Origin of the sequence: Streptomyces sp. NBC_00984 (assembly GCF_045162475.1) — a bacterium.
Classification (GTDB): domain Bacteria; phylum Actinomycetota; class Actinomycetes; order Streptomycetales; family Streptomycetaceae; genus Streptomyces.
The window spans coordinates 8,448,994-8,474,558 of record NZ_CP108734.1; the positions used below are offsets into that span (position 1 = coordinate 8,448,994).

22 protein-coding genes, 4 pseudogenes and 1 riboswitch are annotated in these 25,565 nt (G+C 70.8%); of the genes and pseudogenes, 13 read left to right on the forward strand and 13 right to left on the reverse strand.

Annotated elements, in window-relative coordinates; all coding sequences use genetic code 11:
• Positions 1 to 32 precede the first annotated feature (32 nt).
• Together OG520_RS37595 and OG520_RS37600 are read right to left on the reverse strand one after the other, a co-directional pair.
• A pseudogene (locus OG520_RS37595) lies at positions 33 to 230 on the reverse strand (MFS transporter); the annotation flags it as partial.
• Positions 231 to 472: 242 nt separating this feature from the next.
• Positions 473 to 964, reverse strand: a complete 492-nt coding sequence (locus OG520_RS37600) for a GNAT family N-acetyltransferase (RefSeq protein ID WP_406016110.1) — start codon at positions 962 to 964, stop codon at positions 473 to 475.
• A 26-nt stretch (positions 965 to 990) separates the two neighbouring features.
• Here OG520_RS37600 and OG520_RS37605 point away from each other — a divergent pair, with 26 nt between their 5' ends.
• From OG520_RS37605 to OG520_RS37625, 5 genes are all read left to right on the forward strand, one after another.
• Positions 991 to 1,512 carry a CGNR zinc finger domain-containing protein gene (locus OG520_RS37605; protein ID WP_406016111.1) on the forward strand — a complete coding sequence of 174 codons (522 nt, stop codon included), beginning with the start codon at positions 991 to 993 and terminating at the stop codon, positions 1,510 to 1,512.
• A 248-nt stretch (positions 1,513 to 1,760) separates the two neighbouring features.
• On the forward strand, positions 1,761 to 2,165 hold the full coding sequence (locus tag OG520_RS37610; RefSeq protein WP_406016112.1) for a serine hydrolase: 405 nt from the start codon (positions 1,761 to 1,763) through the stop codon (positions 2,163 to 2,165).
• Between the two features lie 12 nt (positions 2,166 to 2,177).
• Complete coding sequence (locus OG520_RS37615) at positions 2,178 to 3,413, forward strand: GNAT family N-acetyltransferase (protein ID WP_406016113.1); 1,236 nt, start codon at positions 2,178 to 2,180, stop codon at positions 3,411 to 3,413.
• Positions 3,414 to 3,595: 182 nt separating this feature from the next.
• Positions 3,596 to 4,405: an aminoglycoside N(3)-acetyltransferase gene (locus OG520_RS37620; protein ID WP_406016114.1), complete on the forward strand. Its 810-nt coding sequence runs from the start codon at positions 3,596 to 3,598 to the stop codon at positions 4,403 to 4,405.
• 422 nt (positions 4,406 to 4,827) lie between these two features.
• Positions 4,828 to 5,550 (forward strand): VOC family protein, encoded by a 723-nt coding sequence (locus OG520_RS37625; RefSeq protein ID WP_399332621.1) that lies wholly within the window; start codon positions 4,828 to 4,830, stop codon positions 5,548 to 5,550.
• Positions 5,551 to 5,668: 118 nt separating this feature from the next.
• Here the strand turns inward: OG520_RS37625 and OG520_RS37630 are convergent.
• Positions 5,669 to 5,803 (reverse strand): annotated as a pseudogene (locus tag OG520_RS37630) (hypothetical protein); the annotation flags it as partial.
• Between the two features lie 89 nt (positions 5,804 to 5,892).
• On the opposite strand from OG520_RS37630, the pseudogene OG520_RS37635 reads away from it, so the two are divergent.
• Positions 5,893 to 6,165 (forward strand): annotated as a pseudogene (locus tag OG520_RS37635) (zinc-binding dehydrogenase); the annotation flags it as partial.
• Between the two features lie 279 nt (positions 6,166 to 6,444).
• Positions 6,445 to 8,748 carry an ATP-binding protein gene (locus OG520_RS37640; protein ID WP_406016654.1) on the forward strand — a complete coding sequence of 768 codons (2,304 nt, stop codon included), beginning with the start codon at positions 6,445 to 6,447 and terminating at the stop codon, positions 8,746 to 8,748.
• A 38-nt stretch (positions 8,749 to 8,786) separates the two neighbouring features.
• On the opposite strand, the gene OG520_RS37645 is transcribed toward OG520_RS37640, so the two are convergent.
• Positions 8,787 to 9,254 carry a hypothetical protein gene (locus OG520_RS37645; protein ID WP_399332619.1) on the reverse strand — a complete coding sequence of 156 codons (468 nt, stop codon included), beginning with the start codon at positions 9,252 to 9,254 and terminating at the stop codon, positions 8,787 to 8,789.
• A 350-nt stretch (positions 9,255 to 9,604) separates the two neighbouring features.
• Here OG520_RS37645 and OG520_RS37650 point away from each other — a divergent pair, with 350 nt between their 5' ends.
• Together OG520_RS37650 and OG520_RS37655 are read left to right on the forward strand one after the other, a co-directional pair.
• Positions 9,605 to 10,942 (forward strand): sensor domain-containing protein, encoded by a 1,338-nt coding sequence (locus tag OG520_RS37650; RefSeq protein WP_406016115.1) that lies wholly within the window; start codon positions 9,605 to 9,607, stop codon positions 10,940 to 10,942.
• A 53-nt stretch (positions 10,943 to 10,995) separates the two neighbouring features.
• Positions 10,996 to 11,667, forward strand: a complete 672-nt coding sequence (locus OG520_RS37655; RefSeq protein ID WP_406016655.1) for a LuxR C-terminal-related transcriptional regulator — start codon at positions 10,996 to 10,998, stop codon at positions 11,665 to 11,667.
• Here the strand turns inward: OG520_RS37655 and OG520_RS37660 are convergent.
• Complete coding sequence (locus tag OG520_RS37660; protein ID WP_406016116.1) at positions 11,651 to 12,388, reverse strand: hypothetical protein; 738 nt, start codon at positions 12,386 to 12,388, stop codon at positions 11,651 to 11,653. The genes OG520_RS37655 and OG520_RS37660 overlap by 17 nt on opposite strands.
• 248 nt (positions 12,389 to 12,636) lie before the next feature.
• Between OG520_RS37660 and OG520_RS37665 the strand changes: the two genes are divergently transcribed.
• Positions 12,637 to 12,870, forward strand: coding sequence for a helix-turn-helix domain-containing protein (locus tag OG520_RS37665; protein ID WP_406016656.1), 234 nt, complete (start codon positions 12,637 to 12,639; stop codon positions 12,868 to 12,870).
• 658 nt (positions 12,871 to 13,528) lie between these two features.
• On the opposite strand, the gene OG520_RS37670 is transcribed toward OG520_RS37665, so the two are convergent.
• The gene (locus tag OG520_RS37670) at positions 13,529 to 14,029 is read right to left on the reverse strand and encodes a DUF1203 domain-containing protein (protein ID WP_406016117.1); all 501 of its coding nucleotides are present in this window, start codon (positions 14,027 to 14,029) and stop codon (positions 13,529 to 13,531) included.
• Between the two features lie 488 nt (positions 14,030 to 14,517).
• A riboswitch (ZMP/ZTP riboswitch) is annotated at positions 14,518 to 14,603 on the forward strand.
• A 21-nt stretch (positions 14,604 to 14,624) separates the two neighbouring features.
• On the opposite strand from OG520_RS37670, the pseudogene OG520_RS37675 reads away from it, so the two are divergent.
• A pseudogene (locus OG520_RS37675) lies at positions 14,625 to 15,033 on the forward strand (tetrahydrofolate dehydrogenase/cyclohydrolase catalytic domain-containing protein); the annotation flags it as partial.
• 71 nt (positions 15,034 to 15,104) lie between these two features.
• Here the strand turns inward: OG520_RS37675 and OG520_RS37680 are convergent.
• Positions 15,105 to 15,692, reverse strand: coding sequence for a TetR/AcrR family transcriptional regulator (locus OG520_RS37680; RefSeq protein ID WP_399332601.1), 588 nt, complete (start codon positions 15,690 to 15,692; stop codon positions 15,105 to 15,107).
• 58 nt (positions 15,693 to 15,750) lie between these two features.
• Between OG520_RS37680 and OG520_RS37685 the strand changes: the two genes are divergently transcribed.
• Both OG520_RS37685 and OG520_RS37690 read left to right on the forward strand, forming a co-directional pair.
• Positions 15,751 to 16,611, forward strand: coding sequence for an alpha/beta fold hydrolase (locus OG520_RS37685; RefSeq protein WP_406016118.1), 861 nt, complete (start codon positions 15,751 to 15,753; stop codon positions 16,609 to 16,611).
• A 192-nt stretch (positions 16,612 to 16,803) separates the two neighbouring features.
• On the forward strand, positions 16,804 to 17,580 hold the full coding sequence (locus OG520_RS37690; protein WP_406016119.1) for a hypothetical protein: 777 nt from the start codon (positions 16,804 to 16,806) through the stop codon (positions 17,578 to 17,580).
• 237 nt (positions 17,581 to 17,817) lie between these two features.
• Here OG520_RS37690 and OG520_RS37695 read toward each other — a convergent pair whose 3' ends face one another.
• From OG520_RS37695 to OG520_RS37720, 6 genes are all read right to left on the reverse strand, one after another.
• The gene (locus OG520_RS37695) at positions 17,818 to 19,425 is read right to left on the reverse strand and encodes an MDR family MFS transporter (protein WP_406016120.1); all 1,608 of its coding nucleotides are present in this window, start codon (positions 19,423 to 19,425) and stop codon (positions 17,818 to 17,820) included.
• A gap of 94 nt (positions 19,426 to 19,519) precedes the next feature.
• On the reverse strand, positions 19,520 to 20,125 hold the full coding sequence (locus OG520_RS37700) for a TetR family transcriptional regulator (RefSeq protein WP_399332593.1): 606 nt from the start codon (positions 20,123 to 20,125) through the stop codon (positions 19,520 to 19,522).
• 91 nt (positions 20,126 to 20,216) lie between these two features.
• Positions 20,217 to 21,128, reverse strand: a complete 912-nt coding sequence (locus OG520_RS37705; protein ID WP_406016121.1) for an SDR family NAD(P)-dependent oxidoreductase — start codon at positions 21,126 to 21,128, stop codon at positions 20,217 to 20,219.
• Positions 21,125 to 22,750 carry a flavin-containing monooxygenase gene (locus OG520_RS37710; RefSeq protein ID WP_406016122.1) on the reverse strand — a complete coding sequence of 542 codons (1,626 nt, stop codon included), beginning with the start codon at positions 22,748 to 22,750 and terminating at the stop codon, positions 21,125 to 21,127. Before OG520_RS37710 ends, OG520_RS37705 begins: the two co-directional genes overlap by 4 nt.
• 28 nt (positions 22,751 to 22,778) lie before the next feature.
• Entirely contained in the window at positions 22,779 to 23,732 is a 954-nt protein-coding gene (locus tag OG520_RS37715) for an alpha/beta hydrolase (RefSeq protein WP_406016123.1), read from the reverse strand.
• Positions 23,733 to 24,059: 327 nt separating this feature from the next.
• Positions 24,060 to 25,160: a helix-turn-helix domain-containing protein gene (locus OG520_RS37720; protein ID WP_406016124.1), complete on the reverse strand. Its 1,101-nt coding sequence runs from the start codon at positions 25,158 to 25,160 to the stop codon at positions 24,060 to 24,062.
• Positions 25,161 to 25,565 lie beyond the last annotated feature (405 nt).

A 25,565-nucleotide genomic window follows, 5' to 3' on the forward strand; every position in this document is an offset into this window, starting at 1 on the left:
ACGACCAGCAGGACGCCGAGCAGGGCCCCGTACCCCGGCGCGAGGCCTCCCGCGCACAGACCCACGGCGACCACGCAGGCGCCCATCCCGACGACCCAGCGCTTGTCGTAGCGGTCCAGCAACTCACCCGCCACCAGCAGGCCGACCAACGGAACCAACTGGGCTGCCGAGATCAGCAGACCCAACTGAGCCGTGCTCAGATCCAGGTCCCGCTGAAGGTGGATGCCCATTGCCCCGATGCCCTGCACGAAGAAGCCGGATGCCGCCTGGGTGAAGGTGGCGATGCCGAGGACGATCCAGCGGTAGTGGGAAAGCGTCGCGTATCAACGCTCTTCACCTCCCGCGGCCCGGGACGGCATCACGGATTCGACCGGGACTGGTCCGAGGCCGTGCGGGGTGAGCATGAGCGAGGGTGCGTGGGCATCGGCGTCGGGCAGGTCGCTCCGGAGGAGGCGGGGTGGCGGCTGACCGGTCACGGGCGCCAGTACAGCGACGGGTCGGGGTGGTTGGTGAAGCCGAGCTCGCGATAGAGCGGTTCACCCCCGGTGGAGGCGTAGAGGTCGACTCGGGCGACGTCGCTCTCCCGGAACCAGTCGAGCAGGCCCTGCATGATCGAGCGGCTGTGACCGAGCCGTCGATACGCCGGGTCGGTGACCACACCGATCACCTGCCCGATCCGGCCATTGCGCAGGTGCGGGCCGGGCAGCCGTTGCTCGATCGTGCCGATCCCACAGGCGGCGAGGCCGCTCCCACCCTCCACGACAAGGATGCGTACGGCATCCGCGGCCAACTGCTCCTTCAGCACCACGGCGAGGACGTCCAGCCAGTCGTTGCCTCCCGACACGGGGTCGAAGAAGTCGCCGCCGAGGTTCTCGAACAGCATCGCCCGCAGGCGTACGAGCTCCGCGATGTCGTCCTCCACCGCCTGCCGTACGGCTGCGGGGTCTCCAGTGCGTTGTGTCATGCCGATCAGGTTGGTGTAATGACCTTATGCACCTCAACCCTTACGGCGAGGATGTCGTGAACCTGGCTGCGGATCTGGCCAACCGGCGCCCGGCGACCGCCGAGGAACTCGCGGACCGCTGCCGCGCCGCCGGCCTGGTGGTGGACCTCCCGGCCATGCCGCAGGACCTCGACCGCACCCAGGAGGCGCTGGACGCGTGGGAGAAGGCCGTCGACGCCGATGACGAGCACGAGCGCGCCGAGCTGCTCAACCGGATGTTGGCGGCGGCCGCCGCCTACCCGCGGCTGACCGACCACGCCGGAGACGGCTGGCACCTGCACTACCGCGACGACCGGCAGCCGCTCGGCTCCCTGCTGTTCTCACTGATCTCCGTCGGCACCGCACTGCACCTGGCGGGACGGGGCATGCACCGGCTACGACGGTGTGCCGTGACCGAGTGCACCACGATCTTCGCCGACACCTCCCGCACCGGTCGGCAGCGCTACTGCTCCCAGCGGTGCGCCAACCGCGACGCGGTACGCCGGCATCGCGCGCGAACCGCACCGTGAGCGCATCGGGGCCGCGTGATGAGCCATCGCCCGATCCGGCCGCTCGCGTCCTCACCGCGGAGCGGGTGGCTCGGCGGGCCACTGCGTGCAGCAGGCCCCCTGGCAGGGCCTGCCGCACCCCGTGCGCACCGGCCCGCCCCACCGCAAAGGCGGTGGCCAGCGCCATGGGAGGTGCACTCGCGCGTCCATAGTCTCGTCGGCGTAGGGATCTCACCAAGAGGCCCGACGGACCAGGAGGACCACCGCCGATGACCACCTCACGACGTCACAGCTGCGGATGGCGGAGAGCGAAGAACCTCAGCGGCACTACATACACACCGGACGAGCTGTTGAAGACCGCGATGTCCTTGCCGCCCGGCCCGGCCGCGAAGGACTTGGCGGTCTACTCGAACACGAATTACATCCTGCTCGGGATGCTCATCGAAAAAGTGACGGGCCACCCCGCCCCGGAGGAGATCACCACGCGCATCATCGATCGGCTCGGACTGAAGGAGACTGCTCAGTACGCGCTCCGGGGCCCGTCGTGCGTGCGACGGGCCCCGACCGTTCTGGTGCACGATGCTGCTCGGCGTTCGTTTCATGGAACCGCGGATTCCCGGGCCGTGAACCACAACCCGGCGATAACCCGATGGACGGGACGCCCCGGGCACTGAGACAGTCCGACCGTGACCGCCACCCCCGCATCCCCCGTACCCACCCCCTTGGCCGACGGCCTCGTCCTGCGAGGGGCACGACCCGAGGACCTCGACCAGATCGGCGCCCTCCTCGCGGAACGCGGCGAACCGGCCGACGCCCTCGACCACCGGCTGGTCGTCGAGGATCCCGACGCCGGCTGGTCCGCCTGCGCCGTGGTCGTCGACGGCGACCGGGTCGTCTCCACCGCAACGCTCCTCGACGAAGACGTACGCATCGGCGGCATGCACCTGCCCGCAGGCCAGGTCGAACTGGTCGCCACCGACCGGGAATACGAAGGACGCGGACTCGTCCGGGCGCTGATGCGATGGGCCCACGACCGCTCCGCCGCACGCGGCCATGTCATTCAGGCGATGATCGGAATCCCTTACTTCTACCGGCTGTTCGGCTACGAGTACGCCATCGACATCCCGCCGGCGCTTACCGTGCACACCGCACCGCCCGGCGAGGGAGAACCCGCACTCCGTGCCGCCCGCTCCAGTGACATCCCCGCCATGGCGGCCTTGCAGGAAACGGCCCAGAACCGGTTCGACGTGGCCATGCCGCACTCGGAGGCGCGCTGGCGCTGGCTGCTGGCCCACGAGGCGAGCAACCTCCGGGTCGTGGAGCGCGCCGGCGCCGTCGTCGCCACCGGTCGCACCACGCCCCCCGAAGACGAGGTACTCCTGGCCGAGGCCGCCGCCCTCGACGAGGCATCGGCACGGGAACTGCTCCGCGGTGTCGCCGCGTCGGCCCCCGACAGCCGGATGCGAGTCGTCCACCGGGCCGGCACCGTGACCGCCGCCGCGTGGCAGGAGTTCCTCGTCCACGAGCCGCCCACACAGGCGGAGCAGTACTACGTCCGTGTCCCGGACGTCGCCGCGCTGCTCGACCGGCTCCGGCCGTTGCTCTGGCACCGCCTCACCACAGCCGGGCCGGACCGCACCGGCCGCGACATCGTCATCTCCACCTTCGGCGCCCACTACCGGATCCCGGTCCGGGCCGACGGCCTCGGCCGGGTCGTCACCGGCGGTGCGATGCAGGGACCCGGAGCCGTGGGAGGCGCGGCAGTGGCCCCCGACCACCTGCCCGCCCTGCTGTTCGGCCCACACGGGATCGAGGGGCTGACCCGGATCCGGCCCGACGTCTACGCGAGGGACGAGGAACTGTTCCAGGCGCTCTTCCCGCCGGTCACGGCCGATCTGCTCAGCTACTACCTGCCGTACTAGACCTCTCGGCTACTACCTGCCGTACTAGACCTCTCGGCCTTGCCGTACCAGACCTCTCGGCCTTGCCGTACCAGACCTCTACGACTGCCGTCCCAGACCTCGGAGACAGGCGGCACGACCGGTCCGAGCCTGCGCCGAAATTCGGTGGCCCGGGTGCCTCGACGCCTGGACACTGACTGGTTATGCCTGCCAAGCCTGCAACCGGTCCGATGTGTACCCGGGATTCGCTCGCCTCCGATCTCCGCGCAATGGGCCTGCGCCCCGGTGAGACCCTCCTCGTCCACTCCTCGCTCAGCTCGCTCGGATGGGTCTGCGGCGGTTCCCGCGTCGTCGTCATGGCGTTGCTCGACGTTCTCGGTGACGGCGGGACTCTGGTGGTGCCGACCCATTCCGGTGACAATTCGGATCCGGCGGAATGGGGGTATCCGCCCGTGCCCGAAGCGTGGTGGGCGGACATCCGTGCCTCGATCCCGGCCTTCGACGCACGGACCACTCCCACTCTCGGCGTCGGTGTCATACCGGAGACCGTCCGCAACTGGCCGGGCGCCGTCCGTAGTTGCCATCCGCAGACGTCCTTCGCGGCCGTGGGCCCACGTGCCGCCGCGATCGTGGACGGCCACGCTCTCGACTGCCGGCTCGGCGAGCACAGCCCGCTCGCCCGGCTGGAGGAGGGCGGGGCGCGGGTTCTCCTCCTGGGGGCGGGCTTCGATTCCTGTACCGCGTTCCACCTGGCCGAGTACCGGGTTCCCTCGCCGCAGACGGACAACTCCTTCGCCGTCATGACCCCGCAGGGCCGCAGCTGGGCGACCGTGCGCGAGACCTCGATCTCCGCTGACCGCTTCGACGACCTGGGTGCGGCCTTCGAGAAGGAACGCCCGGTGGTGCGGGCCACCGTGGGCGGCGCGGAGGCCCGGTTGCTCGACCTGGCGGATGCCGTCGCCTACGCCGAGGGCTGGCTGTCCGAGCACCGGCCGCGGACCGCCACGATCTGATCGCAGTGGCGCCGCTTACGGGCAATCCTCACGGCCTTCCGTTGCTGGTGGAGGATGCCTCGATCGGTCGTGGCGCGGGATCGGGCGCGGGAGCCGGGGCGCTGAGGTGCGGGGAAGCAGCCCGGGGTACACGGTTAGATCATGAACTCGGCCCTGCCGACCGCCAGGCGCGTCCGTCACCGACCGGCGGACACCCTGCGACGGTCGGTGACGAGGACAGGGACGAGTTCTTCGGCCATGGGAAACGGCGGCAATGTGACCGCGGAACTCACGGCGGACCATCTCGGCATGGAGGAACCGTTCGCACGGATCGAGGCGCAGCCCGCGGGCCGTAGGCGGCGGCGGGAAACCCGAAGGAGCATCGAATGCCGGCCCTCGGAAGGATCAGGCCCGTAAACGGAGCTCCCTGCTGGGTCAGCCTGATGGCTCGCGATCTGCACGCGGCCCAGGCCTTCTACACGGACGTCATGGGCTGGGAGTTCATCGCCAGCACCCTCGGCAGCAACTTCTGCGTGGCGATGGCGCACGGTCGGCCCGTCGCCGGGATCGGATGCTGCTCTGCTGCTGCCACGAGCCCTCCCGCCGTCTGGACCCCGTACTTCGCGGTGGACGACGCCGACGAGACCGCGGACCGGGTCAGGGAACGCGGCGCCACACTCGCCGTCGGGCCCGTGAAACTGGGGGATGGCCGAGCGGCGATGGCCGCCGACCGGGACGGGGCCGTCTTCGGTTTCTGGGAAGGCACGGCCCTGGCCTGGTCGGTGGGGCAGGGCAGCGCCCCCGCGCGGCTGGACCTGCAGACCCGCCACGCCTTCGAAGCGGCCATCTTCTACGCGGAGGTCTTCGACTGGGCCGAACCGCCCGGCGGCTGCACGGTCGACTACGCACAGGATCACGTCCGCGTCACGCTGGAAGGGCGTACGGTCGCCACCCTGCGCGGCGGAGGTATCGAAACCGCCGCGGACCCCAGGATCCGGCCCCGGTGGAACGTCGACTTCCGCGTCGAAGACAGCGCACGGGCCGCGGCCACTGCCATCGACGCAGGCGGTGAATCGTCATTGGTTCCCGCACGCGACGGCCCTTCGAAGGATTCCTTCATCATCCGTGATCCCGACGGCGCCCTCTTCACCGTGTCCGGCCCATGACGGCAACCCCTCCAGGGCCGATGGGCAATGCCGACCGGGCCCCATCGTATTTCAGGGTTTGCGGGTGCGGCTCCGGAGCAACAGGGCTCTCCGGAGCTGTAGTTGTCGGGTGCGGTCGTCAGTCGCGTACGCGATTCACCGGCCCTTGGCCTTCTTCCGGCGGAGGAAGTACACCGCACCCGCGCCGATCGCGGACGAGCGCGGCGGCGATGCCGGCGATCACCTGGGTGGCGTGGGAACTGCCGGTCTCCGCGAGGTCGCCGTCGGTGGTGGTGGGACCGGTCGGACCGGCGGAGCCGTCGCCGGTCGTGTCTCCGGTCGTCGCCCGGGAAGGCGTGCTGGATGGGGCCTGTGACGGCTCGGTGCTCCCGCTCGCTGTCGGTACTGCGCACCGGCGGCATGATGGCCACGACCGTGCCCAACGCCGCGGCCGACGATGCGGAGCGCGGGGCCGGGCACGGCGTCCGCGTCCGGACCATCGGCGTCCAGGCGGACCATACCGGCATCAAGGCCATCGCGGGCCTTGCCTTCCCCGGCGCGCTGAGGCCGCACATCGAGGCGACGTTCCCGCTGGCGAAGGCCGTCGAAGCGCACACACTGCTCGAGAACGGGCGGGCGACGGGAAGATCGTCCTGCTGGACGACGGGAAGCTCGTCCTGCTGGTCGAGCACGAGAGCGCCGACTGAGCACACGCACGCGGGCAGGAGGCGCGGGCGGACGGGGACGCAGGCGACTCGTGCCCACGCTCCCGTCCGCACCACGGCACACCTCGTACCCCAAACCCTCACAACGCCTGTACATCACCCCATACCTTGGCAACACTCCGAAGTCGCATATCTACACTGTGCTGACATCTCGCGAAGTGGCGAGGTACTTGAGCATCACGGGGGCCCCATGGGATTCGGCTTCGGGCAGCGGCGCAGCGGACAACCTCCTGCCGAGCGGACCAGTTTCGTCGGACGCGCCGAGGAGATCGCGCTGATTCAGGAGGCCTTCCGCGAGGCACGGCTCGTGACCCTGGTGGGGCCCGGGGGCGTAGGCAAGAGCCGCACCGCTCTGCGCGCGGCAGAGGGCCTGCGGGAACGGTTTCCGGACGGGGTGTGGCTGGCCGAGCTGTCGGCCCTGTCCGACCCCGAACTGGTACCCGCGACGCTGGTCACCGTGCTGGGGGTCCCGGAGAACGCCGGGATGGAACCACTGGACGCGGTCGTCGCCCACATCAAGGGGCAGCAGCTGCTCATCGTGCTCGACACCTGCGAGCACATGGTCGACGCATGCGCCGTGCTCTGCGACATCCTCCTGCGCGAGGCCGCCGAGGTGTGCGTCCTGGCCACCAGCCGGCAGCCACTCGATGTGGCCGACGAGCAGACGATGCCGATCGCCCCGCTCGGGGTGGACGACGCCCTGGAGCTGTTCACGCAGCGAGCCGCCCGTGTCCTGCCGGGCTGGACCGTCACCGAATCCAACCGGGCTCAGACGCTGGCGCTCGTGGAACGGCTCGACAGAATCCCGCTCGCGCTCGAACTGGCCGCTGTGCGTCTGCGGGCCGCACCACTGGGGGAGTTGGTGGCCCGGCTGGACCGCCGGTTCGAGGTGTTCACCGGCGGGCAGCGTGCCGCCTGCGCCCGGCATCAGACGCTGCGTACGACCATCGGCTGGTCCTACGAGCTCTGCACTCCGGCGGAGCGCCTGTTGTGGGCACGCCTGTCCGTCTTCGCCGGGCCCTTCGAACTGTCGGCTGCGGAACGGGTGGGCGGGGGCGACGGACTCCCGTCCGATGGCGTCCTGGAGGCGCTGTTCGGCCTGGTGGACAAGTCGGTCGTACAACGGGTCGGCGAGGACGGGGCGTGCTACCGGCTCCTGGACACGATCCGTGAGTACGGCGCCGAACGCCTCGACGAGGAGTGCAGCGCGGCCCGTGTGCGCGGGCGGCACTTCGCGCATCATCGCGACACGGCCCGGCACCTGTGGGACGAGCTGATCACCCCCGCCCAGGCCGAGTTGCACCGAGCGGTGCGCAGCCAGATCGCCGACATCCGGGCCGCCATGAAGTACGCCTTCACGGCCACGGCCACGGCCACGGCCACGGGCAGCGCGGCGGAAGGGCTGAGCCTTGCCGTGCAGCTCGCCCCCCACTGGAGGGCGACCGGCACCCTCTCGGAGGGGCGGTACTGGATCGAGAAAGGGCTCCAACTCGTGCCCGAGGACTGCGCGGAGCGGGCCTGGGGCCTGTTCATGGCCGGAGTGATCGCAACCTGGACCGCTGACCTCGCGGAGGCGCCGACCTTCTTCCAGGAGGCGCGGAGGTCGGCGCTGAACTGCGACGAACAGCGCGTGGCGCTGTTCACGGATCCGTACATCGGAGCGATGCGGGCGGTGTGCGGCGAGATCGACGAGGGACTGGCCGACCTGGAGCAGGGGCGTCGGAGGATCGTCGCCGTGGGCGACTCACTGGGCATCAGCATGGTCCACTACGAAGGTGCGCTGCTGCGGGCCGTGCTCGGAGACACCGACGGGGCCCTGGAACTGTGCGAGATGGGGCTGGCTCATCTGCACGGCACGGGTGATCGTCAGTTCTACGGATCGACGCTCATGGCGCAGGGCCTCGTTCTCTGGCTCGCCGGGCGCCACGAGGAGGGCGCCGACGCGCTGCGGCAGGCGCTGGAGGCCATGAGCGAGATCGGTGACGTGCTGGTCGCCGCGCTCTGCTGCCTGGGCCTTGCCTGGCATGCCGGACAGCAGGAACGCTACGCCAGGGCGGCTTGGTTGCTGGGGTACGCGGAAAGCGCGCGGCGGCTGAGCGGTGACCCGGTGGCCATGCTGATGTCCGTGCTGGAACAGCAGGAGGCGACCCGGAATGCCGTGCGGGAAGCGTTGGGAATCACGGAGTACGAACGCTGGCACGGTGTGGGGGCGCGGTTGTCGGGGACCGAGATCCTGGAGGCGGTGCGGGCGGACACCGACAGGCCCTCGGCGGTGCGGCGCCTGCCCCGCAGCCGGCAGGAGCCCGCGGCGGCCGATGTGCTCACCCCGCGGGAACGGGAGGTCGCCACGCTGGTCGCGCGAGGGCTGTCCAACCGGGAGGTCGCCGAACATCTTGTGATCTCCAAGCGGACGGCGGACACACACGTCGAGCGCATTCTCACCAAGCTCGACATCGATTCCCGTACCGAGATCGCGTCGGTGCTGAAGTCCTGAGACCTGTCCCCGTCGATGACCTTCGCGGCCCACAGCGGCTATCCCATGACTGCGCGGGCCGCGTCGAGAAAGGCCAGTCTGTTGTCCTCCAGGTAGTCGCGCACGCTCTCACCGTCGGGCAGGCCTTCCCACACGGTCCGGTTGAGGTCGAGGAAGTACTTGCGTGCCGCGTCGTGCACGGCCAGCGGAAACTGGATGCGGATCAATCGTTCCGCCACCCAGAGTCTGTTCATGGAGTCTCGGGTGGTGAGGAACCAGGGGGTCGTGTCGTCCCACTCCTGCGGCCGCCTGAAGGCCGCGCGCTCCGCCTCGGCCCCCGCCTCGACGAACCGCTCCAGCAGCGTGAGCCGCTCCGCACGCCGGGCCTCGGACAGGTCGGTCTGCTGCCGCCGCTGCTCCGCCCGCTCAGCTGATCGCTGCGTCGCGAACTGGACGAGGAAGGACAGCGCGCCACCGAGCGCGACGCCGCCCAACGATATGAGTGACACCCAGACTTGACCCGACATGGTGGCTATCGTTCCACGCTGTCGATCTCCGAACGCTGCCTTTCAGATGATCTCCGAGTTGTCCCACCACACGCTCTGCGGTGACGAGCCGGCCGGTTCCGATCAGGCGGCGGGCGACGAGGAGTCCGGCATCGTGGACGTCCGGGCCGGCGTCGCTCGCGGAGGCGTCGGTGACGATCCGGAGTGCGTAGCCGTCGATGACCGCGCAGGACGTCGAGTCGACCCTCGCCATGGTGCCATCGGCCGGACAGCCACATGGTCCGCCGGGCGTTGCCCGTCGTCCGAGCCGCTCGAACCACTCCCGACACGATCGCTCAAAGCCTGGGTGGGAGCGACACTATGCTGTGGGAATGGTGGAGTCGTTGCCTTCCGTGGTCGCGCTTCGGTGGCGGCCGAGTGCCGGGTCCGTCGTTCGCGTCGGGCGCCGCACGCTCGTGGAGTCGCTGTATCTCCTCACCGCGCCGTTGAGCGCCGCTGTCGGTCTGCTGCTGGTGGTCGGCGGCCTGTGCGTCGGAATGGTTGGTTCGTTGTTGCCGAGCGGGTCGCCCATCGCGGTCCGGGCTCTGGCCCTGGCGCGGTGGCCCGGCGATCTGGAGTGGTGGCGGATCGGCAAGGTCCGTTCCCGGGCCGACGGGGCGCGGGACGCGGGCCAGCGGCCGAGGTCGAAGGAGACGGCCGACGCGGCGGACCCGGGGCTGTGGCTCGACCTGGCACACGCGGTGGTGGTGCTCCCCGTCGTGCTGGTCACCTCGGTGGTGACGGCGCTGTGGTGGTTCGTGGGAGTCGCGACCGCGACGTACCCCCTGCGCAGCCAGGTCACGCCCGGGTCGCTGCGGCCCATGACCCTGTACGCGGGCAGCGACCAGTCCCACGTCGCCTTGAGTCTTGGGCTGACATCGCCGTCCGAGCGGCTCGCCTTCGCGATCACGGTCGGCGTACTGCTGCTGCTCACCCTGCCGCTGCTGACCCGGGTGTGCACCGCCGCCCAGGCCGGTCTCGGGCAGGCACTGCTGTCCAACATGTCCGCATTGCATCGCAGGATCAGCGGACTGGAGCAGGAGCGCGACACCGCCCGCGCTCAGGCCGTCGCAGCGGTGACGGCCGAGGCGGTCGCCCTGCGCCGGCTCGAACGCGACATCCACGACGGGCCCCAACAACAGCTGGTCCGTCTGGCGATGGAACTGGGCCGCGCCCAGCACAACTTCGACAGCAAGCCGGAACTCGTCCGGGCCGCACTCGCCGACGCGGTCATCCAGACCCAGGAGGCGCTGGACGAGCTGCGGGCCCTGTCACGAGGCATCGCCCCGCCGGTCCTCGCCGACCGAGGACTGCGGGAGGCACTCTCCGCTCTGGCCGCACGCTGCGTCGTACCCGCCGAGCTCGACGCCGGTCCCCTGAGCCGTCGGCTCGACGCCGCCGTCGAGACGGCCGCCTATTTCGTGGTCGCCGAGGCGCTGACGAACGTGGCCAAGCACAGCTACGCCGGCCGATGCACAGTCGGTATGCGCCACACTGAGGAGGTCTTGCGGATCTGGGTGACGGACGACGGAGTGGGCGGCGCGGCTTTGGCAAAAGGACACGGACTGCAGGGGCTGGCCGACCGGGTGCACGCGGTCGGCGGCCGGCTGCGGGTCGACAGCCCCGAGGACGGCCCGACGACGGTCACCGCGGAGTTGCCATGTCGCTGAGCCCGGACGGACCAGCACCTGAAGCACTGCCGGACGTCGCGCCCCGGGATCCCCTGCGGATCGTCGTCGCCGACGATGCGGTGCTGCTGCGCGAGGGGCTGGTACGCCTGCTCGCCGAGGACGGCCACGACGTGGTGGCGGCGGTCGGTGACGGCCCCGCCCTGGTCGAGGCGGTGCTCGCACACCGCCCGGACGTGTCGGTCGTCGATGTGCGGATGCCACCGACGCACACGGACGAGGGCCTGCGGGCGGCGGTCACCGCCCGCGGACAGCTGCCCGGCGCCCCCATGCTGGTGCTCAGCCAGTACGTGGAGGTGTCCTACGCCGCCGACCTGCTCGCGGACGGTTCCGGCGCCGTCGGCTATCTGCTGAAGGACCGGGTCGCAAAGGTCGAGGAGTTCCTGGACGCCCTGGACCGCGTCGCCCGTGGCGCGACGGTGCTCGACCCGCAAGTCGTCGCCCAGTTGCTGGCCGGACAGCGCCGGGACGACCCGCTGGGCGCGCTGACCGCGCGTGAACGGCAACTGCTGGCACTGATCGCCGAGGGCCATTCCAATACGGCCATTGCCCGGCGACTGGTGCTCTCCAACAGCGCGGTGGAAAAGCACATCGGTAATATCTTCGCCAAGCTCGGCCTACCGCCCGACGACGCCCAGCACCGCCGGGTACTCGCCGTCCTCGCCTACCTCGACGCCTGGCGGCGGCCCCTCACCACCCGCCCTTGAAGAAGGCCAGGAGCGCCGGCGCCGGGTCGGCTGTGGTGGCCGTGTTCGCCACGGCGACAACGATGACGGCCAGCGACAACAAGGCCGACAGGAGACCGAACGACCTGAAGACGCGCCTCGTTCGTCTGTCGGACGCTCCTGTTGTCGCAAACCTCTTCCATGACGCCACGCTCATGCCGACCAGGACGACCGCCACAGTCGTGGCGGCCACGGCTATCACGGCGTGGTACCGGGAGAAGTCGCCGACCATCACCTCGAGAGCAGGCGGAGTTCGGTCACCGGTATTCGGGTAGTCAGCCAGACGCTGTCTGACTTGATCGAGCGTATCGGCGAGTTCTCCGTGGGACGCGTGGATCGGCAGCATGGGCAGCAGTGAGGAAAGAGGCGCTGTCGCGCCCTGGATGTTGGCCATTACCGCCGCCAACGAGCACAGCGCGAGCACCGTGACGGCAGCCCCGGCCGAAGCGAGGGCGGCCCGGCTTCCTGCTTTGAGCCCGCCGGCCCGCAGAAATGCCTTCCAGAGGAGAACGCCGAGCGCGATGAACACGACGAGCAGGATCGCAGCGATCACGGCCTTGACCACGTGGTAGTGGAGCCAATAGTCGACGACGTTCTCCAAGTCCGGAGAGAAGTTCCGGTCGCCGGAACTCCAGTAGTCGACGAACGACTCGGAGAAGCTGTCGATGAGGTTGCGCTGATCGTCGAAGCCGCCGTCCGACATGCTCGTCGCCAATGGGCGGGGGGGCGATGACGAAGGCAGGGACCAGGACCACGGCGAGAGCGACGAGCACAGCGATTGCGCGACCGGAGAGACCTGCGGAGCGCGATTGTCCGTGCGTGCTGGTGGGTTGTGACGTTGTTGTCATGCCGACGACCCTTTCGCGCCGGCGCTCACCCGGTCACTGCGGTCCGCCGCCCACTTGAGGGTGTGGACTGCCACACCTCACGCCATGATCGGCCGGTCAGGCCCTGGTTGTCGGAGCGCGGCAGGCGGTAGATGCCCAGCTCGCCGGACGCGGTCTGCCCGTCGGCGAGTTCGCCGCTGCTGTCGGCATCACGCCCGCCAACATCGCCGTACTGAGGAACGGCCGCGCGAAGGCGGTGCGGTTCACGACGCTCGACGCGATCTGCCGCACGCCGGGTTGTCAGCCCGGCGACGTACTGCACCGGGTACCCGACGACGACGGCGTACACGGCGGATGACGGACAGCGGTTGGCGGTGAGAAGGAAGGAAGGGATAACGGTCGTCTGCCGATGCCTGGTGTCAGTCGGCGTTCGGAGCAGGTGACGCCGACCCGGCCGTACGTATGCCCGTCCCGCCACCGGTACGTATGCCGACGCCAAGAGGGTGACAGGGCTGGACGGCACAGATACGTGTACCGACCTGCGATTCAACGCCCGCCGGGGGGCCGTGCCGTGCGGCAGGCTGGGCATGCCGCTGGGGACGTGGAGTATCTACGCAGCATGGGTGGACGCGGCTGTCGCAGGCCCGAGTGCTCCCACCCCCAGTGGCGCCGGAAACATGTGCCCGCGCTGTCGGCGGTGCAGGCGCATGATTCCGGCTGATCGCACCTTCGGGCGGCTGCTGGTGGCCCGGGGTCAGGTGGCGGGGGAGTGATGTACGCGGACGGTGCTGTTGTCGTCGGCGGTGAGGGCGATGGGCCGGCGTCGTGGCGTCGCCGGCCGAGGAGACCCCAACTGTCGGTGTGCTCACGTCTGTCGCTCGCCGGCCGACAGGTTTGCGTGGCGGGGTGGGATGCGGAACGGGCACCGCATGCACTCCGTCCTGGTGGTGTTCAGAGGCAGACAGTGTTTTTCCGGGCGCTGGGCCCGGCACTCCGTGCTCTCCTCGACACCTCGCCTACCGGCGGCGGATCTCGACCATGAAACAGCCGAACTCCACCGCGCGGACGTGTACCAGGGCCACTTCCGGATCGGAGAAGACCTCGCGCAGTGCGAGGTCCACCTCGGTGGCCCGCGCCTTGGGTATCTCGACGAGTCTCCCGCCGAGGATGTGCCCCTGGGCGTCGTAGGCGCGTAGCACCCGGCGAGCACCGTGCAGTTCGACCGGATAGCCGGGGCCGGCGGTCGGCCCGTCGCACTCCTCGGCGTGGACGAATACCGGGCCGCACTCGTCGTACGGCCCAGGCCGGGCGCCGGTCTCCGCCGCCCAGCGGCGCAACGGCGCGTACGAGACGAGGACGATCCGCTCACCTGCCTCGCTGTGCCGCAGACAGCAGCGCAGTGGGGCACCGCCCTCCGGATCGGTGACGGGTTCCCGGGCGCAACCGGCGTCGTCCTGTTCCCGCAGTTGTTCCAGTACGGCGGGGTCGATGGCCCGTACCTCATGAGTTGTGGTCATGGCTCCAGCATCCGTAGGAGCCCGTCCCGATGCTGGCGGAAATCAGACGTCGCTGGGAGGCGCCGGACCCCGCGAACCGATGCGGCACCGCTCTGGCATCGCCCGCTCGTACCGCCGACACGAGTTGACCGTCGAGTCCGCCCTCGCCCATGATCCCGTCCCCCGATCCGTGATGACGCCGCCCGACAGCGGCCTGGGTCCCGTCCCGCAGGGTCCGGGTCCACCACGCATCCAGGAAACCGGCGACGGACCGTCCCCGCGCGCCGGAAAAGTCACATGGCACCCCGTCAAGACTCCAGCAGGCTGCCCCGGCCGAAGAGAGCGATGCTATCGGGCGACAGCACGATCGCGCCGGCCACATCGGCCGTCCAGGTACACGGACGGGCATTCCCCTTGGCGTCCGGATTTCATGGGCGCGGGCTCGGCGGCGCCCGGGAGCGAGGATTTCGCAGAGGCTGCGCGTGCCGACGTCCGCTCCACTATGGTGACGGCTGGGCCGTGACTGGCGCTGAGGTGGAGTACCACCGGGGAGCGGCCTGACATTCTGTCGATGCCGTGCGCCTGGGCAACTCACTGTGAGGCTCAGGAGTGGCACGTGGCTCGGACGCAGACAGGTCGGCTGATGGACGGCACCGGCCTTGCCCGCCGCATCATCGAAACCAGCTCCGCGACCGCTGCGGAGATCCATCGGTGCACGGGGACGGCCCGGTGCCTTGCCACCGTACTGGTCGGAGAAGATCCGGCCTCGGTGACCTATGTCCGGATGAAGCGCGCCCGGTGCGTGAAGGCGGGTATCCAGTCACTGCATGTGGCCCTGCCCGCTTCGGTCAGCACCAGTGGCCTGATCGAAAAAATCACCGAACTCTCCGATGACCCTCTGCCACTCACGTACCTCCGGCCTGTCCGAGATCGTCCGGCAGGCAGATGTCCTGGTCGCAGCTGTCGGACGACCGCGTTTCCTCACCGGTGCGGACATCAAGCCCGGTGCGGTCGTGATCGACGCGAAGGCAGCAGCACGCCGGATCGGCGCGAGCCGACCGTAGGCTGCGGTTCCTGACGGCCGGGCCGACATCGCTCAGCCGGACTCCAGGGCGTCACGGACGATGGCGGCGGACGCTCGGGCGGCGGTGAGGACCGGGGCCGTGTCGTGGGCCGCTCGGGCGAGCATGAAGGCGCCCTCCAGCAGGGCGATCACCGAGCCTGCGGTGTCCCGGGCGGTGTCCGCCTCGATGCCCGCCCCGGAGTAGAAGCCGGCGAGGGCGTCGATCCACGAGGCGAAAACATCCGCTGTCGCACGACGCAGCCCCTCGTGCGTACTGGCGACCTCCAGGGCCACGGTGGCGATCGGACACGGGTCGGCGAAGTCCAGCTCCCGGAGAGTCTCGGCGGCGCCCGTGAAGGCGGCAGCGGTGGCGGCTGCCGGATCCGCCTCCGGGTCGGCGAAAAGGCTGCCGATCAGCTCCAGGTAGGCGGCTCCGGAGGTGCGGATCACCTCCTCGCCGAGCTGCCCCTTGCCGCCGGGGAAGAAGTGGTACGCCGAGCCGTACGGGGCCCCGGCCTCCGAGACGATCTGCTTCATGCCGGTCGCCGCGTAGCCCTGCCGCCGGAAGAGCTCGGTGGCGGCGATAACAATCCGCTGCCTGGTGTCGCCGGTGGTCCTCATGCCGGATAGTCTCTCACTAGATCGGTCTATCAAGTGACGGTCACGGGGAGGCCAAGCGATGCGGGAGATCGAACTGAGCGCCGGAACCATCGAGTACACCGACACCGGAACCGGCGCCGGGGAAGACGCGGGGGAGGGTGTGGGCGAGACCGTGGTGCTCCTCCACGGGCTCGCTTTCGACGACTCGGTCTGGGACGCCCTCGTGGCGGATCTGCGCGAAGACTTCCGCGTGGTCGTCCCCGTCCTGCCGCTCGGCAGCCACCGCCGAGCGATGCGGCCGTCCGCGGATCTGTCGGCCCAGGGCGTGGCGGACCTGCTCGCCGAATTCCTGGAGCGGCTGGACCTGCGCGAGGTCACGCTGGTGCAGAACGACGCGGGCACGGCCCAGCTCCTGCCCGGCGTACGTGACGAGCGCGTCGCCCGACTGGTGCTCACCTCCTGCGAGGCGCTCGACAACTACCCGCCGGGCATCCAGGGCCGCACCCTGTCGGCCGCGAGTCGAGTGCCGGGGGGCCTGTTCCTGCTCCTCCAGTCCTTCCGGGTGCCCTTCCTGGTGGCGATGCGCAGCTCACTGGGCGGCATGACGGCGCACGGAATCCCGTACGAGCGGGTACGCCGCTGGTACCGGCCACTGCTGACCGACCGGGCCATCCGCCGGGACCTCGCCCGCTTCCTGCGCTCCACGCGCAAGGACACCTATGTGCGGGCCGCCGAACGGCTGCGGCACTTCGACCGGCCGGCGCTGGTGGCCTGGGGCGCGGAGGACCGGATGATGCCGCCCGAGACCGGCCGACGTCTTGCCGAACTGCTGCCGCAGGGGCGATACGTCGAGATCCCCGGGGCCGGAACGCTGGTCCCCATGGACAACCCGGCGGCACTCGCCCGCGAACTGCGCCGGTTCATGGAGGAGAGCGCCTGAGGGCGGGAGGCCTGTGTCTCTCCGCCGGTGCGGGTTGCGCATGCCGTCGGGTCCGGCGCTGATTCACTAGGCTGTACGGAGCAATACCGCGCGGGGAGGGCCCACCGCGCCGCATCGAAGCAGTGCCCGTCGCTTTCCGGGCCGCTGCTCCCGCTTTGCCGGCACGCCCTGGCCCCCAAGAGAGGAAGCACCATGTCCTTCGCTCCCCTCGGCCGGCACAACGGCGAGCACAGCGACTACTGCAACACCAGTCTGTGCTGCCGCTGCCAGCAGCGGAACTGGACGACCCAGCAGGGCAACGAGCGGCTGTGCGGCCTGTGCGCGGCCTGCTGCCGTGAATGCGGCAGGGCACCGGCCCCGCACCTGGACGGGCTCAGCGACGGGATCTGCGTGGACTGCCGGGGGCTGTGCACTCGTTGCCACAGCCCGCTGTCCGACGGAGGCGTCTGCCACTGCCAGCAGTGGAAGCAGAGTCCGGGCAGCGACCCGATCCGCTTCATCATGCAGGGCTTTCCCCAACCACTGCTCCAGGCCCTCGGGCACCGGGTCCCGCGCACCCTGCCCGACATTCTGTTCGAGGAGCTCGAGCGCCGGACGGCTGCCCAACTCCTCGACCGTATCGAAAGGCGCTGGAGCAACCGCTGGTCGCACGCGATCCACGAACGCGACGAGGAGAACCGCCGCCGCTGGGCGCCCCAGGAGATCGCCGAGGCCCTGGTGAGCCCCGGCGCCTGCTCGAACCGGGCATGCGAGGACGGCTACCTGCTCGCCGACGGAGCGCCCTGCCCGTACTGTCAGCGGCCGGCCCACCGCTTCGTCCCGGCCACCGCCGACGCGATCTCCACCTCGGAGCATGCGCGAGCGACCGCCGCGCAGATCCGGCAGGCGCTCATCGGCAACCGCTCCGCCGGAAGGAAACCCAACCGCGGGGCGCAGCCGGGCGCATGGCCGACTCCTCCCGCCGGGTGACACCACAAGGTCGCGAGTCCGTGTCGATCGACGACCGGTGTCCGCCCCGCGGCGAGTCAGGAGCGACCCGCGACCCGCGGTCCGCAGGGAAGAGCCTGGCGCGACCCCGCGACCCCGCGACCCGCAGGGGGAGAGCCTGGCCGCCGTGCGCGCCACGTCCTCACGCGTGCGCCGCGTATCGGGCGTCCGCGGATCGCGGCGGTCACGGCGGCCTGCTCCTCCTGGTACCCGGTGGGCTCAGTGCGCCGGGGTGGCCGGCGACTTCGCCGCGGCGGCGTTCTCCTGCGCGAGCCGTTCCACGCCGCTCTGCGTCTTGAGCGGCTTCTCCTTGATGAACAGCACCGCGATCAGGGCGAGGAACGCGAAGGGGGCTCCGATCAGGAAGACGTCCGCGGTCGCGACCCCGTACGCGTGCTCGACCACCTGCCGGGCCGGTTCGGGAAGCTTGGTCAGGTCGGGGACGCCATGGCCGGCGCCCTCGTTGCCCGCCGCCCCGCCGAAGCCCTTCGCCATCTCGCTCGCCACCCGGTGGCTGAGCACGGCGCCCAGCGCGCTCGTGCCGATCGCCCCACCGAGGCTGCGGAAGAACGACAGCACCGAGGTCGCCGCGCCGAGCTCCGACGCGGGTACGTCGTTCTGGGCCGCCAGCACCAGGTTCTGCATCAGCATGCCGACACCCACGCCGAGTACCACCATGTAGACGCTGAGCAGCCCGAACGAGGAGTCCGCGCTGATCGTGGAGAGCAGGCCCATGCCCGCCGTCATGATGATGCCGCCCGCGATCAGGAAGCCCTTCCACTTGCCCCGGGCGGAGATGATCTGCCCGGCGACGGTCGTGGAGATCATCAGACCGAGGATCATCGGCAGGCTCATCAGGCCCGCGACGGTCGGCGTCTTGCCGAGCGAGATCTGGAAGTACTGGGAGAGGAACACCGTGCCGCCGAACATGGCCACGCCGACCAGCAGGCTCGCCACGGTCGTCAGCGTCACGGTGCGGTTGCGGAAGATGTCCAGAGGGATGATCGGTTCCTGGACCTTGGACTCGACCAGCACCGCGGTGGTCAGCAGGACCACGCCGGCGGTGACCAGGGCGGCGGTCTGCCACGAAGCCCAGTCGAACCGGTTGCCCGCGAGGGTCACCCACAGCAGCAGTGCGCTGACCCCGCTCATGATGAGGACGGCACCGAGATAGTCGATCTTCACCTCTCTGCGGACCGTGGGCAGCTTCAGGGTCAGTTGGAGCAGCGCGATCGCGAGCAGCGCGAACGGCACGCCGATGAAGAAGCACCAGCGCCACCCCAGCCAGGAGGTGTCCACGAGCACACCGCCGATGAGCGGTCCCGCGACGGTGCCGACCGCGAACACGGCGCCGAAGATGCCGGAGTAGCGGCCGAGTTCACGAGGCGGGATGATCGCCGCCATCACGACCTGGGCCAGCGCCGTGAGACCGCCCGCGCCGATGCCCTGCACCACACGGCTCACGATGAGCAGGCCGACGCTGTGCGAGAAGCCGGCGACGAGCGAGCCGACGATGAACATCGAGAGAGACAGCTGGATGAGCAGCTTCTTGTCGTAGAGGTCGGACAGCTTGCCCCAGATCGGGACGGTCGCCGTCATCGCCAGAAGCTCGGCGGTGACCACCCAGGTGTACGAGGACTGGCTGCCGTGCAGATCGGCGATGATCCTGGGAAGTGCGTTGGAGACCACGGTGGAGGCCAGGATGGCCACGAACATGCCGGCCATCAGGCCCGACATGGCCTGGAGTATGTGACGACGCGTCATGGCTGGTGCGGCCTCCTCGGGCGCACCGGCGGTACCGGTTTCGGGTGTGACGGCAGCGCTCATCGGCTGGCGTTCCTCATTCTCTGGATTTTCGGTTGATCGGATGGTGGTCGGGGTGATCGGGTGAAAGCCCCCGGTGGAGGCTCAGGGATGCGCTTCAGTCGTTCAGACCGGCGGCCAGCGAGGCGAACGCCTCGTGATAGATGCTCTGGAACGTGCGGGTACGGCCGGAGGCCACCCAGAGCTCGACGGCGGCGCACACGGCGGCGATCGCCACGTGCGCGAGAAGCCTGGGACGGAGATCGGACTCGGGATCCTGGCCGAGGCGCTCGGCCACGGCGGCGATCAGTGCGCGTTCGTCCGCGCCCCGGGCGGCCAGGAATCCGGACAGCAGTGAAGGACTCGTCCTGAGCACGGCCATCTGGAGCTCCCAGCGTTCGTGGTCCTCCTCGATGTGGGCGAGCTCCTGGCCGATCGCCTCGCGCAGGGCGTTGAGCGCCGTGAGTTCCTCCGGTGCGTTGAGCACCGCCCGCCGGGTCCGCTCGGCGTTGTCCTGGGCGGGACGGGTGATCGCGTCCTCAAGGCACGGGAAATAGTTGAAGAAGGTGCGCACGGATACGCCGACCGCGTCGGTGACCGCTTCCACCGTCACGTTCTCGAAACCGCGGTCTGCGGCCATGCGCAGCGCCGCGTCCGCGAGGGCGTCACGCGTCGCGCGCTTCTTGCGTTCACGCAGCCCGAGAGGCATGTCGGCGGCACTCATGAAGTGCATGCTATGCAAGTTTGCGCGTAGTGCAAAATTCTGCGGGCGGCGGGGGATGATCCCCGCCGCCCGCGCCGACCCGGAAAGCCGCTCAGGGCGTCTCGTGCGCCGAGGCCGGGTACACCACTCCCTCCACGGAGAGGAGTTCGGCGATCCGCTCGGTGAGGTCCTGCGCGGGCAGCGGTCCGCCGTCCGCCGAGCGGATTCCCGGGGTCTCACCCGTCAGCACCCGGCCCACACGGCCGCGCCCCGCGCTCAGCACCTCGCCCGTGACCGGCACCCCATCGGCGAGCAGCGCGGCCACCACCGGCGCGACCGCCTCGGGTGGCGCCTCCTCCCGCATCCGCTCCAGCACCTCGGGCGGTACGCCCCCGGTCGCCGCGGACATCCGTGACCAGGCCACCGGAGCCACGGCGTTGACACGGATGCCGTGCGGGGCCCCCTCGGCGGCCAGTGTCCGCGTCAGCCCCACGATCCCCGCCTTGAGCAAGGAGTACGCGGCGTTCCCCGCCATCCCGTACAGACCGGCCGCCGAGGTGACCAGGACGATCCGGCCCCGTCCGCGCTCCGTGAAGTGGGGCCAGGCGGCCCGCGCCAGCCGCCAGGCGCCGAAGGAGTGGATGGCCGTCATCCGCTCCAGCAGGCCCTCGTCGATCTCGGTGAAGTCCAGCCCCGGCCGGTAGATCCCGGCGTTCGCCACGATGCCGTCGACCGAACCGAACTCGGCGCACGCCAGATCGATCAGGGACTGTGTCCCCTCCACCCCGCTCGCGTCCGCGGTACTGGCCACCGCCGTCCCGCCCGCCGCCCGGACCTCCTCCACGACTCGCGCCGCCGGGCCCGCGTCCCGGCTCCCGGTGCCGTCCGTCGCCGTTCCGAGGTCGTTGACCACGACCCGGGCACCGCGCCCGGCGAGATCGAGGGCGTAGGCCCGGCCGAGGCCCCGGCCCGCGCCGGTGACGACGACGGAGCGCCCGTCCAGCCTCAGGGTGTCCCGCGTCATGCCGACACCTCCGGGCCCAGCGCGAAGCCCCGGTAGCCGGATCGCGCGACCTCCTCGCAACGCTCCCGATAATGGTTGAGCCCGCCCGCGTACGGCATGAACACCCGTGCCTTTCCCTCCACGTTGGCACCCACGTACCAGGAGTTGGCGCGCGGGTAGAGAGTCGTGTCGGCGACCTCGTTGACATGGGCGACCCAGGAATCCTGTGCCTCGGGCCGCGCCTCGATCCGGTCCACCCCGTCCTCGCGCAGCCGTCGCAGGCAGTCCACGATCCAGTCGACGTGCTGCTCCACCGCCCGCACCATGTTGACCAGCACCGAGGGGCTGCCCGGCCCCGTGACCGTCAGCAGGTTGGGGAAGCCTGCCACCGCGAGGCCCAGATAGCTGCGCGGTCCCGAGGCCCACTGCTCCTTCAGGGACCGGCCGCCCCTCCCGCGGATGTCGATGCGGGTGAGCGGCCCGGTCATGGCGTCGTAGCCGGTGGCCAGTACCAGTACCTCCGCCGGGTACGTGCCGGCCTCGGTGCGGACGCCGTCCTCGGTGATCTCCACGAGCGGTTCGGCCCGCAGGTCGACGAGGTCGACGTTCTCCCGGTTGTACGTGGAGTAGTAGCCCGAGTCGACGCAGATGCGTTTGGCGCCGATGGGGTAGTCCAGCGGGACGAGCTTCCGAGCCGTCGCCGGGTCGTCCACGGCGTCCCGGATCTTCTCGCGGACGAACTCGGCAAGGTGTTCGTTGGCCTTTCCGTCCGTCAGCACGTCGGTGAAGACCGACATGATCTCGGTCCCGCCGATGGCCCACTTGCGTTCGAAGGCGGCCCGGCGCTCCTCCTCGCCCACATCGAGGGCCGAGCTGCCGGTGGAGGCGATGTAGAAGCCGGAGAAGCCGGTACGGGCATAGGCGCGCAGCTCCTCCAGTTCCGCCTTGGCCCGCCAGCTCTCCCGGCCCGACAGCGGCCGGTTGCGGGCCGGCAGGCTGTAATTGGGGGTGCGCTGAAATACCGTCAGATGACGTGCCGCCGAAGCGAGTTCTGGCACCGCCTGAATGCCGGAGGAACCAGTGCCTATGACGGAGACGCGCTTGCCCGCCAGGTCCACGCCCTCGTGCGGCCAGCGGCCGGTGTGGTGCACCTCGCCGCGGAAGGCAGCGAGGCCGGGCAGGTCGGGAACGCGGGATGCGGACAGGCAGCCCACGGCGGTGACGAGGAAGCGCGCGCGGGCGCGGCGGCCGTCCTCGGTCGTCAGGAGCCACGTCCTGCTCTCCTCCTCCCATACGGCGGAGGCCACCCGCGTCTCGAAGGAGATCAGCGGTCGCAGATCGAAGCGGTCCGCGACGTGCCTGGCGTAGCGCAGGATCTCGGGCTGGGTGGCGAAGCGCTCGGTCCAGTCCCACTCGGCGTGCAGCTCGGGGGAGAACGAGTAGCAGTAGTCCAGGCTCTCGACGTCGCAGCGGGCTCCGGGGTAGCGGTTCCAGTACCACGTACCGCCGACGTCGTCGCCCGTCTCGAAGGCGTGGCAGCTGAACCCGTGCGTGCGCAACTGGTGCAGGGCGTAGAGGCCACCGAAACCGGCGCCGACGACGAGAGCGTCGTACTCCGGCACGGGGGTTGCTCGGTCGGTCATGTGCGGCTCCTTGCGGGGGAGTGGGTTGTCAGACGGCGAGACCGCGGCGCAGCGCGTCCAGCGCGCCTTCGCTCATGCGGCGGGTCACGGCCGTGTCGGGCACGAAGCCCGCCGCGCCGTGGAAGGTGCCGGGAAACAGGTGCAGCTCGGTGGGGACACCGGCCCGCACGAGGCGCTGGGCGTAGTCGAGGCCCTCGTCGCGCAGCGGGTCGAGGTCGCTGACGGCGACATATGCGGGCGGCAGCCCGGACAGGTCCTCGGCGCGGGCGGGCGCGGCATAGGCGGGTACCGGGGCCGCCGGGTCGCGGTCCGCCCCGAGGTAGGCCCGCCAGCTGTGGACGGCGTTGGGGCGGTTCCACACCGGAGTGTCGGTGAACTCCCGCATCGAGGGGGTCTCCAGGCGGTCGTCCAGCTCCGGGATGTCGAGCAGCTGGAAGCACAGCTCCGGGCCGCCGCGGTCCCTGGCGAGCAGGGCGAGGGCGGCGGCGAGGCCGCCCCCGGCGCTGATCCCGGCGACGGCGATCCGTGCCGGATCCGCCCCGAGGCCGGTGGCGTTCGCGGCGAGCCACTCCAGGGCCGCGTAACAGTCGTCGGTGGCGGCAGGATATGGGTGCTCGGGGGCCAGCCGGTATCGCACGGCGACGACGACGGCGCCGAGTTCGGCCGCCCAGCGCGCCGCGAGGGCCCGGTCGCCGTCCCCCTCCTCCAGGATGAACCCGCCACCGTGCACGTAGAGCACGGCGGGCAGTACCGTCCCGGCCCCCGTCGGACGGAAGACCGCCACCGGAACCTCAGGGGCGCCCGCGGCCCCCGGAACGCGGTGCTCGTTCAGCTCGATGCCCTCGGGTACGGCGAAGGGCGGCGCGGCGGCGCCCATCGCCTCGACGGTGGCCCGCGCGGCGACGGCGTCGCCGACATCGAGGGCGGGCAGCAGGGAGAGCCACGGGGCGAGTTCGGGATCGACGGGCAGGGGAAGGGACACGGGGGCCTCCGGCGGACGACACGGAGCGGCCCCGGACGGAACGAGGGCCGCCCGGGAGAGCCGCTGCTGACGTCCGTCAGTCTGTGTCCGCGGTCCTGCCCACGGCATGCGCCGGATGGCGCGGGAACGGCCCCCGTCCGCGCCGCTTGGCGCCTTGCGCCCGGCGGAAGGAGGGGGAAGGGGGAAGGGGGAAGGGGGGAAGGGGCGCCGGGGTCGACGGCGAACTTCGCCTCCCAGGTGCCCTCGCTCCGCCCCTCCCACGCGCCCTCGCGCGCCGCTCGCGTCGACGGCCCTCCCACGCGCCTCGCGTCACCCGCGTCGACGGCCCTACGCCGGGTTGTCCCGCAGACGGCGCAGGGCGAGGGCCAGTGCGAGCCGGAAGCGGCCCACGGTCTCGCCCAGCCCGTAGCCGAGCGCCGCCTCCGCCCGCGCGACGCGCACCGCCACCGAGTTGTGGTGCAGGTGCAGCTCCCGCGCCGCCGCGCGCAGAGAATCCGTCTGCACCAGGACCTCCAGTGTGGTCAGCAGCTCCGTGCCGCTGCCCGGCTCCGCCGCGAGCGCGTCCAGGACGTCCAGGTCTCCGATGCCGGAGATGGCCGGGCCGGACAGTTCCCTCGCGAGCACCTCGAAGGCGCCGAGCGAGGAGTGGTAGATCGCGGGCTCCTCCACGACCGGGGCCAGGCCCACGTCCGAGCGAGAGGTCCCCGCGAAGCGCAGCGCCCGCACCGCACCCTCCCAGGAGCGCGGTGCCTCGGTCCCGGTGACCTTGGGACCGACCCCGATCCGGAAGCCCGCCGGGGCGAGCAGCCGCTCCGGCAGCGGGCCCGTCACGGCCACCGCGTGCACGGAGCCGAGCGCGGCCGTCCGGCGACGGCCCGCCGAGGCGGGTGGGAGCCTGTCGAGGAGTGGTGTCATCCCCTCCGGGCCCCGACCGCCGTCGACGGCCAGGAGAGTGAGGGGGCCCGAAGGGGCGAGGCCCAGCAGCCGCAGCGCGCGGGCCCGTTCGGGCAGCGGGGCGGTGGAGCTGATGACGGTCTCCAGCAGCGCCGGGTCGAGCGGCACCGCCTTGCTCCCGCGACGGCTCAGCACGGCGTCGCAGGCCAACGCCAAACGCTCCAGGAGCAGTTCGTCGAAGGGCTGCGGGGCACCCTCTCGCGCCAGCCAGGCCCGCTGCCCGCCCCGCAGTTCCCGGACGGCCGCGCCCGGGGGAGGCCCGCCCGGCCGCGTACTGCCGTCCGGCCGGGCCGCGAGACCGTCGGGACCGGGCCCGGCCAGACCGACCGGACACTCGGCGACCCGGGCCGCCATGACCAGTACCCCGTCGAGGCCGAGCCGTTGCTCGACGAGGGTGTCGAAGAAGCCGATGAGCCGCATGGCGCTCTCCGCCCCGGCGTTGAGCCCGGCCAGCCGCAGCACGAGACCCCGCATGTGCCTACCCCGATCTCCCCCGTCGCAGAGGTGCTGTGATCTTGCGACGAGTGTCGTCCACCGCGGCGGGCTGGGGAAGAGGCGCGGCCGGCCGGGGCTCCGGGGAGCCCTGGGACAGGTCCCGAGGTCCCTTCTCGGTGAATCGGCCGACACACGTCTCCCGCCTCGAGTCCTGCGAGCGGCGAACCGCAAGTGCTGCGAGCTGCATACCGCAGTCCTGCGAGCGGTGTACCGCGAGGAAATAGCCGGAGGGGCGCGCGCAGGGCGGTCAGGTCGGCCCGCGCCTTGAGAGCAGTGGCGACAGGGCGCGTGTGCGACTGCGTCCGGTCGGGAGTGGGCCGGCAGGGTCCGCGCGGGACCCGGCTCAGGTTCTGGGACGCTCCGCGGCCCCGTATCCGGCCGAGG

Excerpts from the sequence above, each read along its gene's own strand:
- OG520_RS37645 (WP_399332619.1), bottom strand. The coding sequence starts at position 9,254 with ATGTCGGGTCAAGTCTGGGTGTCACTCATATCGTTGGGCGGCGTCGCG.
- OG520_RS37720 (WP_406016124.1), bottom strand. The coding sequence starts at position 25,160 with ATGCGGGGTCTCGTGCTGCGGCTGGCCGGGCTCAACGCCGGGGCGGAG.
- OG520_RS37710 (WP_406016122.1), bottom strand. The coding sequence starts at position 22,750 with ATGACCGACCGAGCAACCCCCGTGCCGGAGTACGACGCTCTCGTCGTC.
- OG520_RS37620 (WP_406016114.1), top strand. The coding sequence starts at position 3,596 with ATGCCTGCCAAGCCTGCAACCGGTCCGATGTGTACCCGGGATTCGCTC.
- OG520_RS37695 (WP_406016120.1), bottom strand. The coding sequence starts at position 19,425 with ATGAGCGCTGCCGTCACACCCGAAACCGGTACCGCCGGTGCGCCCGAG.
- OG520_RS37700 (WP_399332593.1), bottom strand. The coding sequence starts at position 20,125 with ATGAGTGCCGCCGACATGCCTCTCGGGCTGCGTGAACGCAAGAAGCGC.
- OG520_RS37670 (WP_406016117.1), bottom strand. The coding sequence starts at position 14,029 with ATGACCACAACTCATGAGGTACGGGCCATCGACCCCGCCGTACTGGAA.
- OG520_RS37660 (WP_406016116.1), bottom strand. The coding sequence starts at position 12,388 with ATGTCGGACGGCGGCTTCGACGATCAGCGCAACCTCATCGACAGCTTC.
- OG520_RS37605 (WP_406016111.1), top strand. The coding sequence starts at position 991 with ATGCACCTCAACCCTTACGGCGAGGATGTCGTGAACCTGGCTGCGGAT.
- OG520_RS37640 (WP_406016654.1), top strand. The coding sequence starts at position 6,445 with ATGGGATTCGGCTTCGGGCAGCGGCGCAGCGGACAACCTCCTGCCGAG.
- OG520_RS37680 (WP_399332601.1), bottom strand. The coding sequence starts at position 15,692 with ATGAGGACCACCGGCGACACCAGGCAGCGGATTGTTATCGCCGCCACC.
- OG520_RS37685 (WP_406016118.1), top strand. The coding sequence starts at position 15,751 with ATGCGGGAGATCGAACTGAGCGCCGGAACCATCGAGTACACCGACACC.
- OG520_RS37705 (WP_406016121.1), bottom strand. The coding sequence starts at position 21,128 with ATGACGCGGGACACCCTGAGGCTGGACGGGCGCTCCGTCGTCGTCACC.
- OG520_RS37650 (WP_406016115.1), top strand. The coding sequence starts at position 9,605 with ATGGTGGAGTCGTTGCCTTCCGTGGTCGCGCTTCGGTGGCGGCCGAGT.
- OG520_RS37625 (WP_399332621.1), top strand. The coding sequence starts at position 4,828 with ATGGCTCGCGATCTGCACGCGGCCCAGGCCTTCTACACGGACGTCATG.
- OG520_RS37600 (WP_406016110.1), bottom strand. The coding sequence starts at position 964 with ATGACACAACGCACTGGAGACCCCGCAGCCGTACGGCAGGCGGTGGAG.
- OG520_RS37610 (WP_406016112.1), top strand. The coding sequence starts at position 1,761 with ATGACCACCTCACGACGTCACAGCTGCGGATGGCGGAGAGCGAAGAAC.
- OG520_RS37690 (WP_406016119.1), top strand. The coding sequence starts at position 16,804 with ATGTCCTTCGCTCCCCTCGGCCGGCACAACGGCGAGCACAGCGACTAC.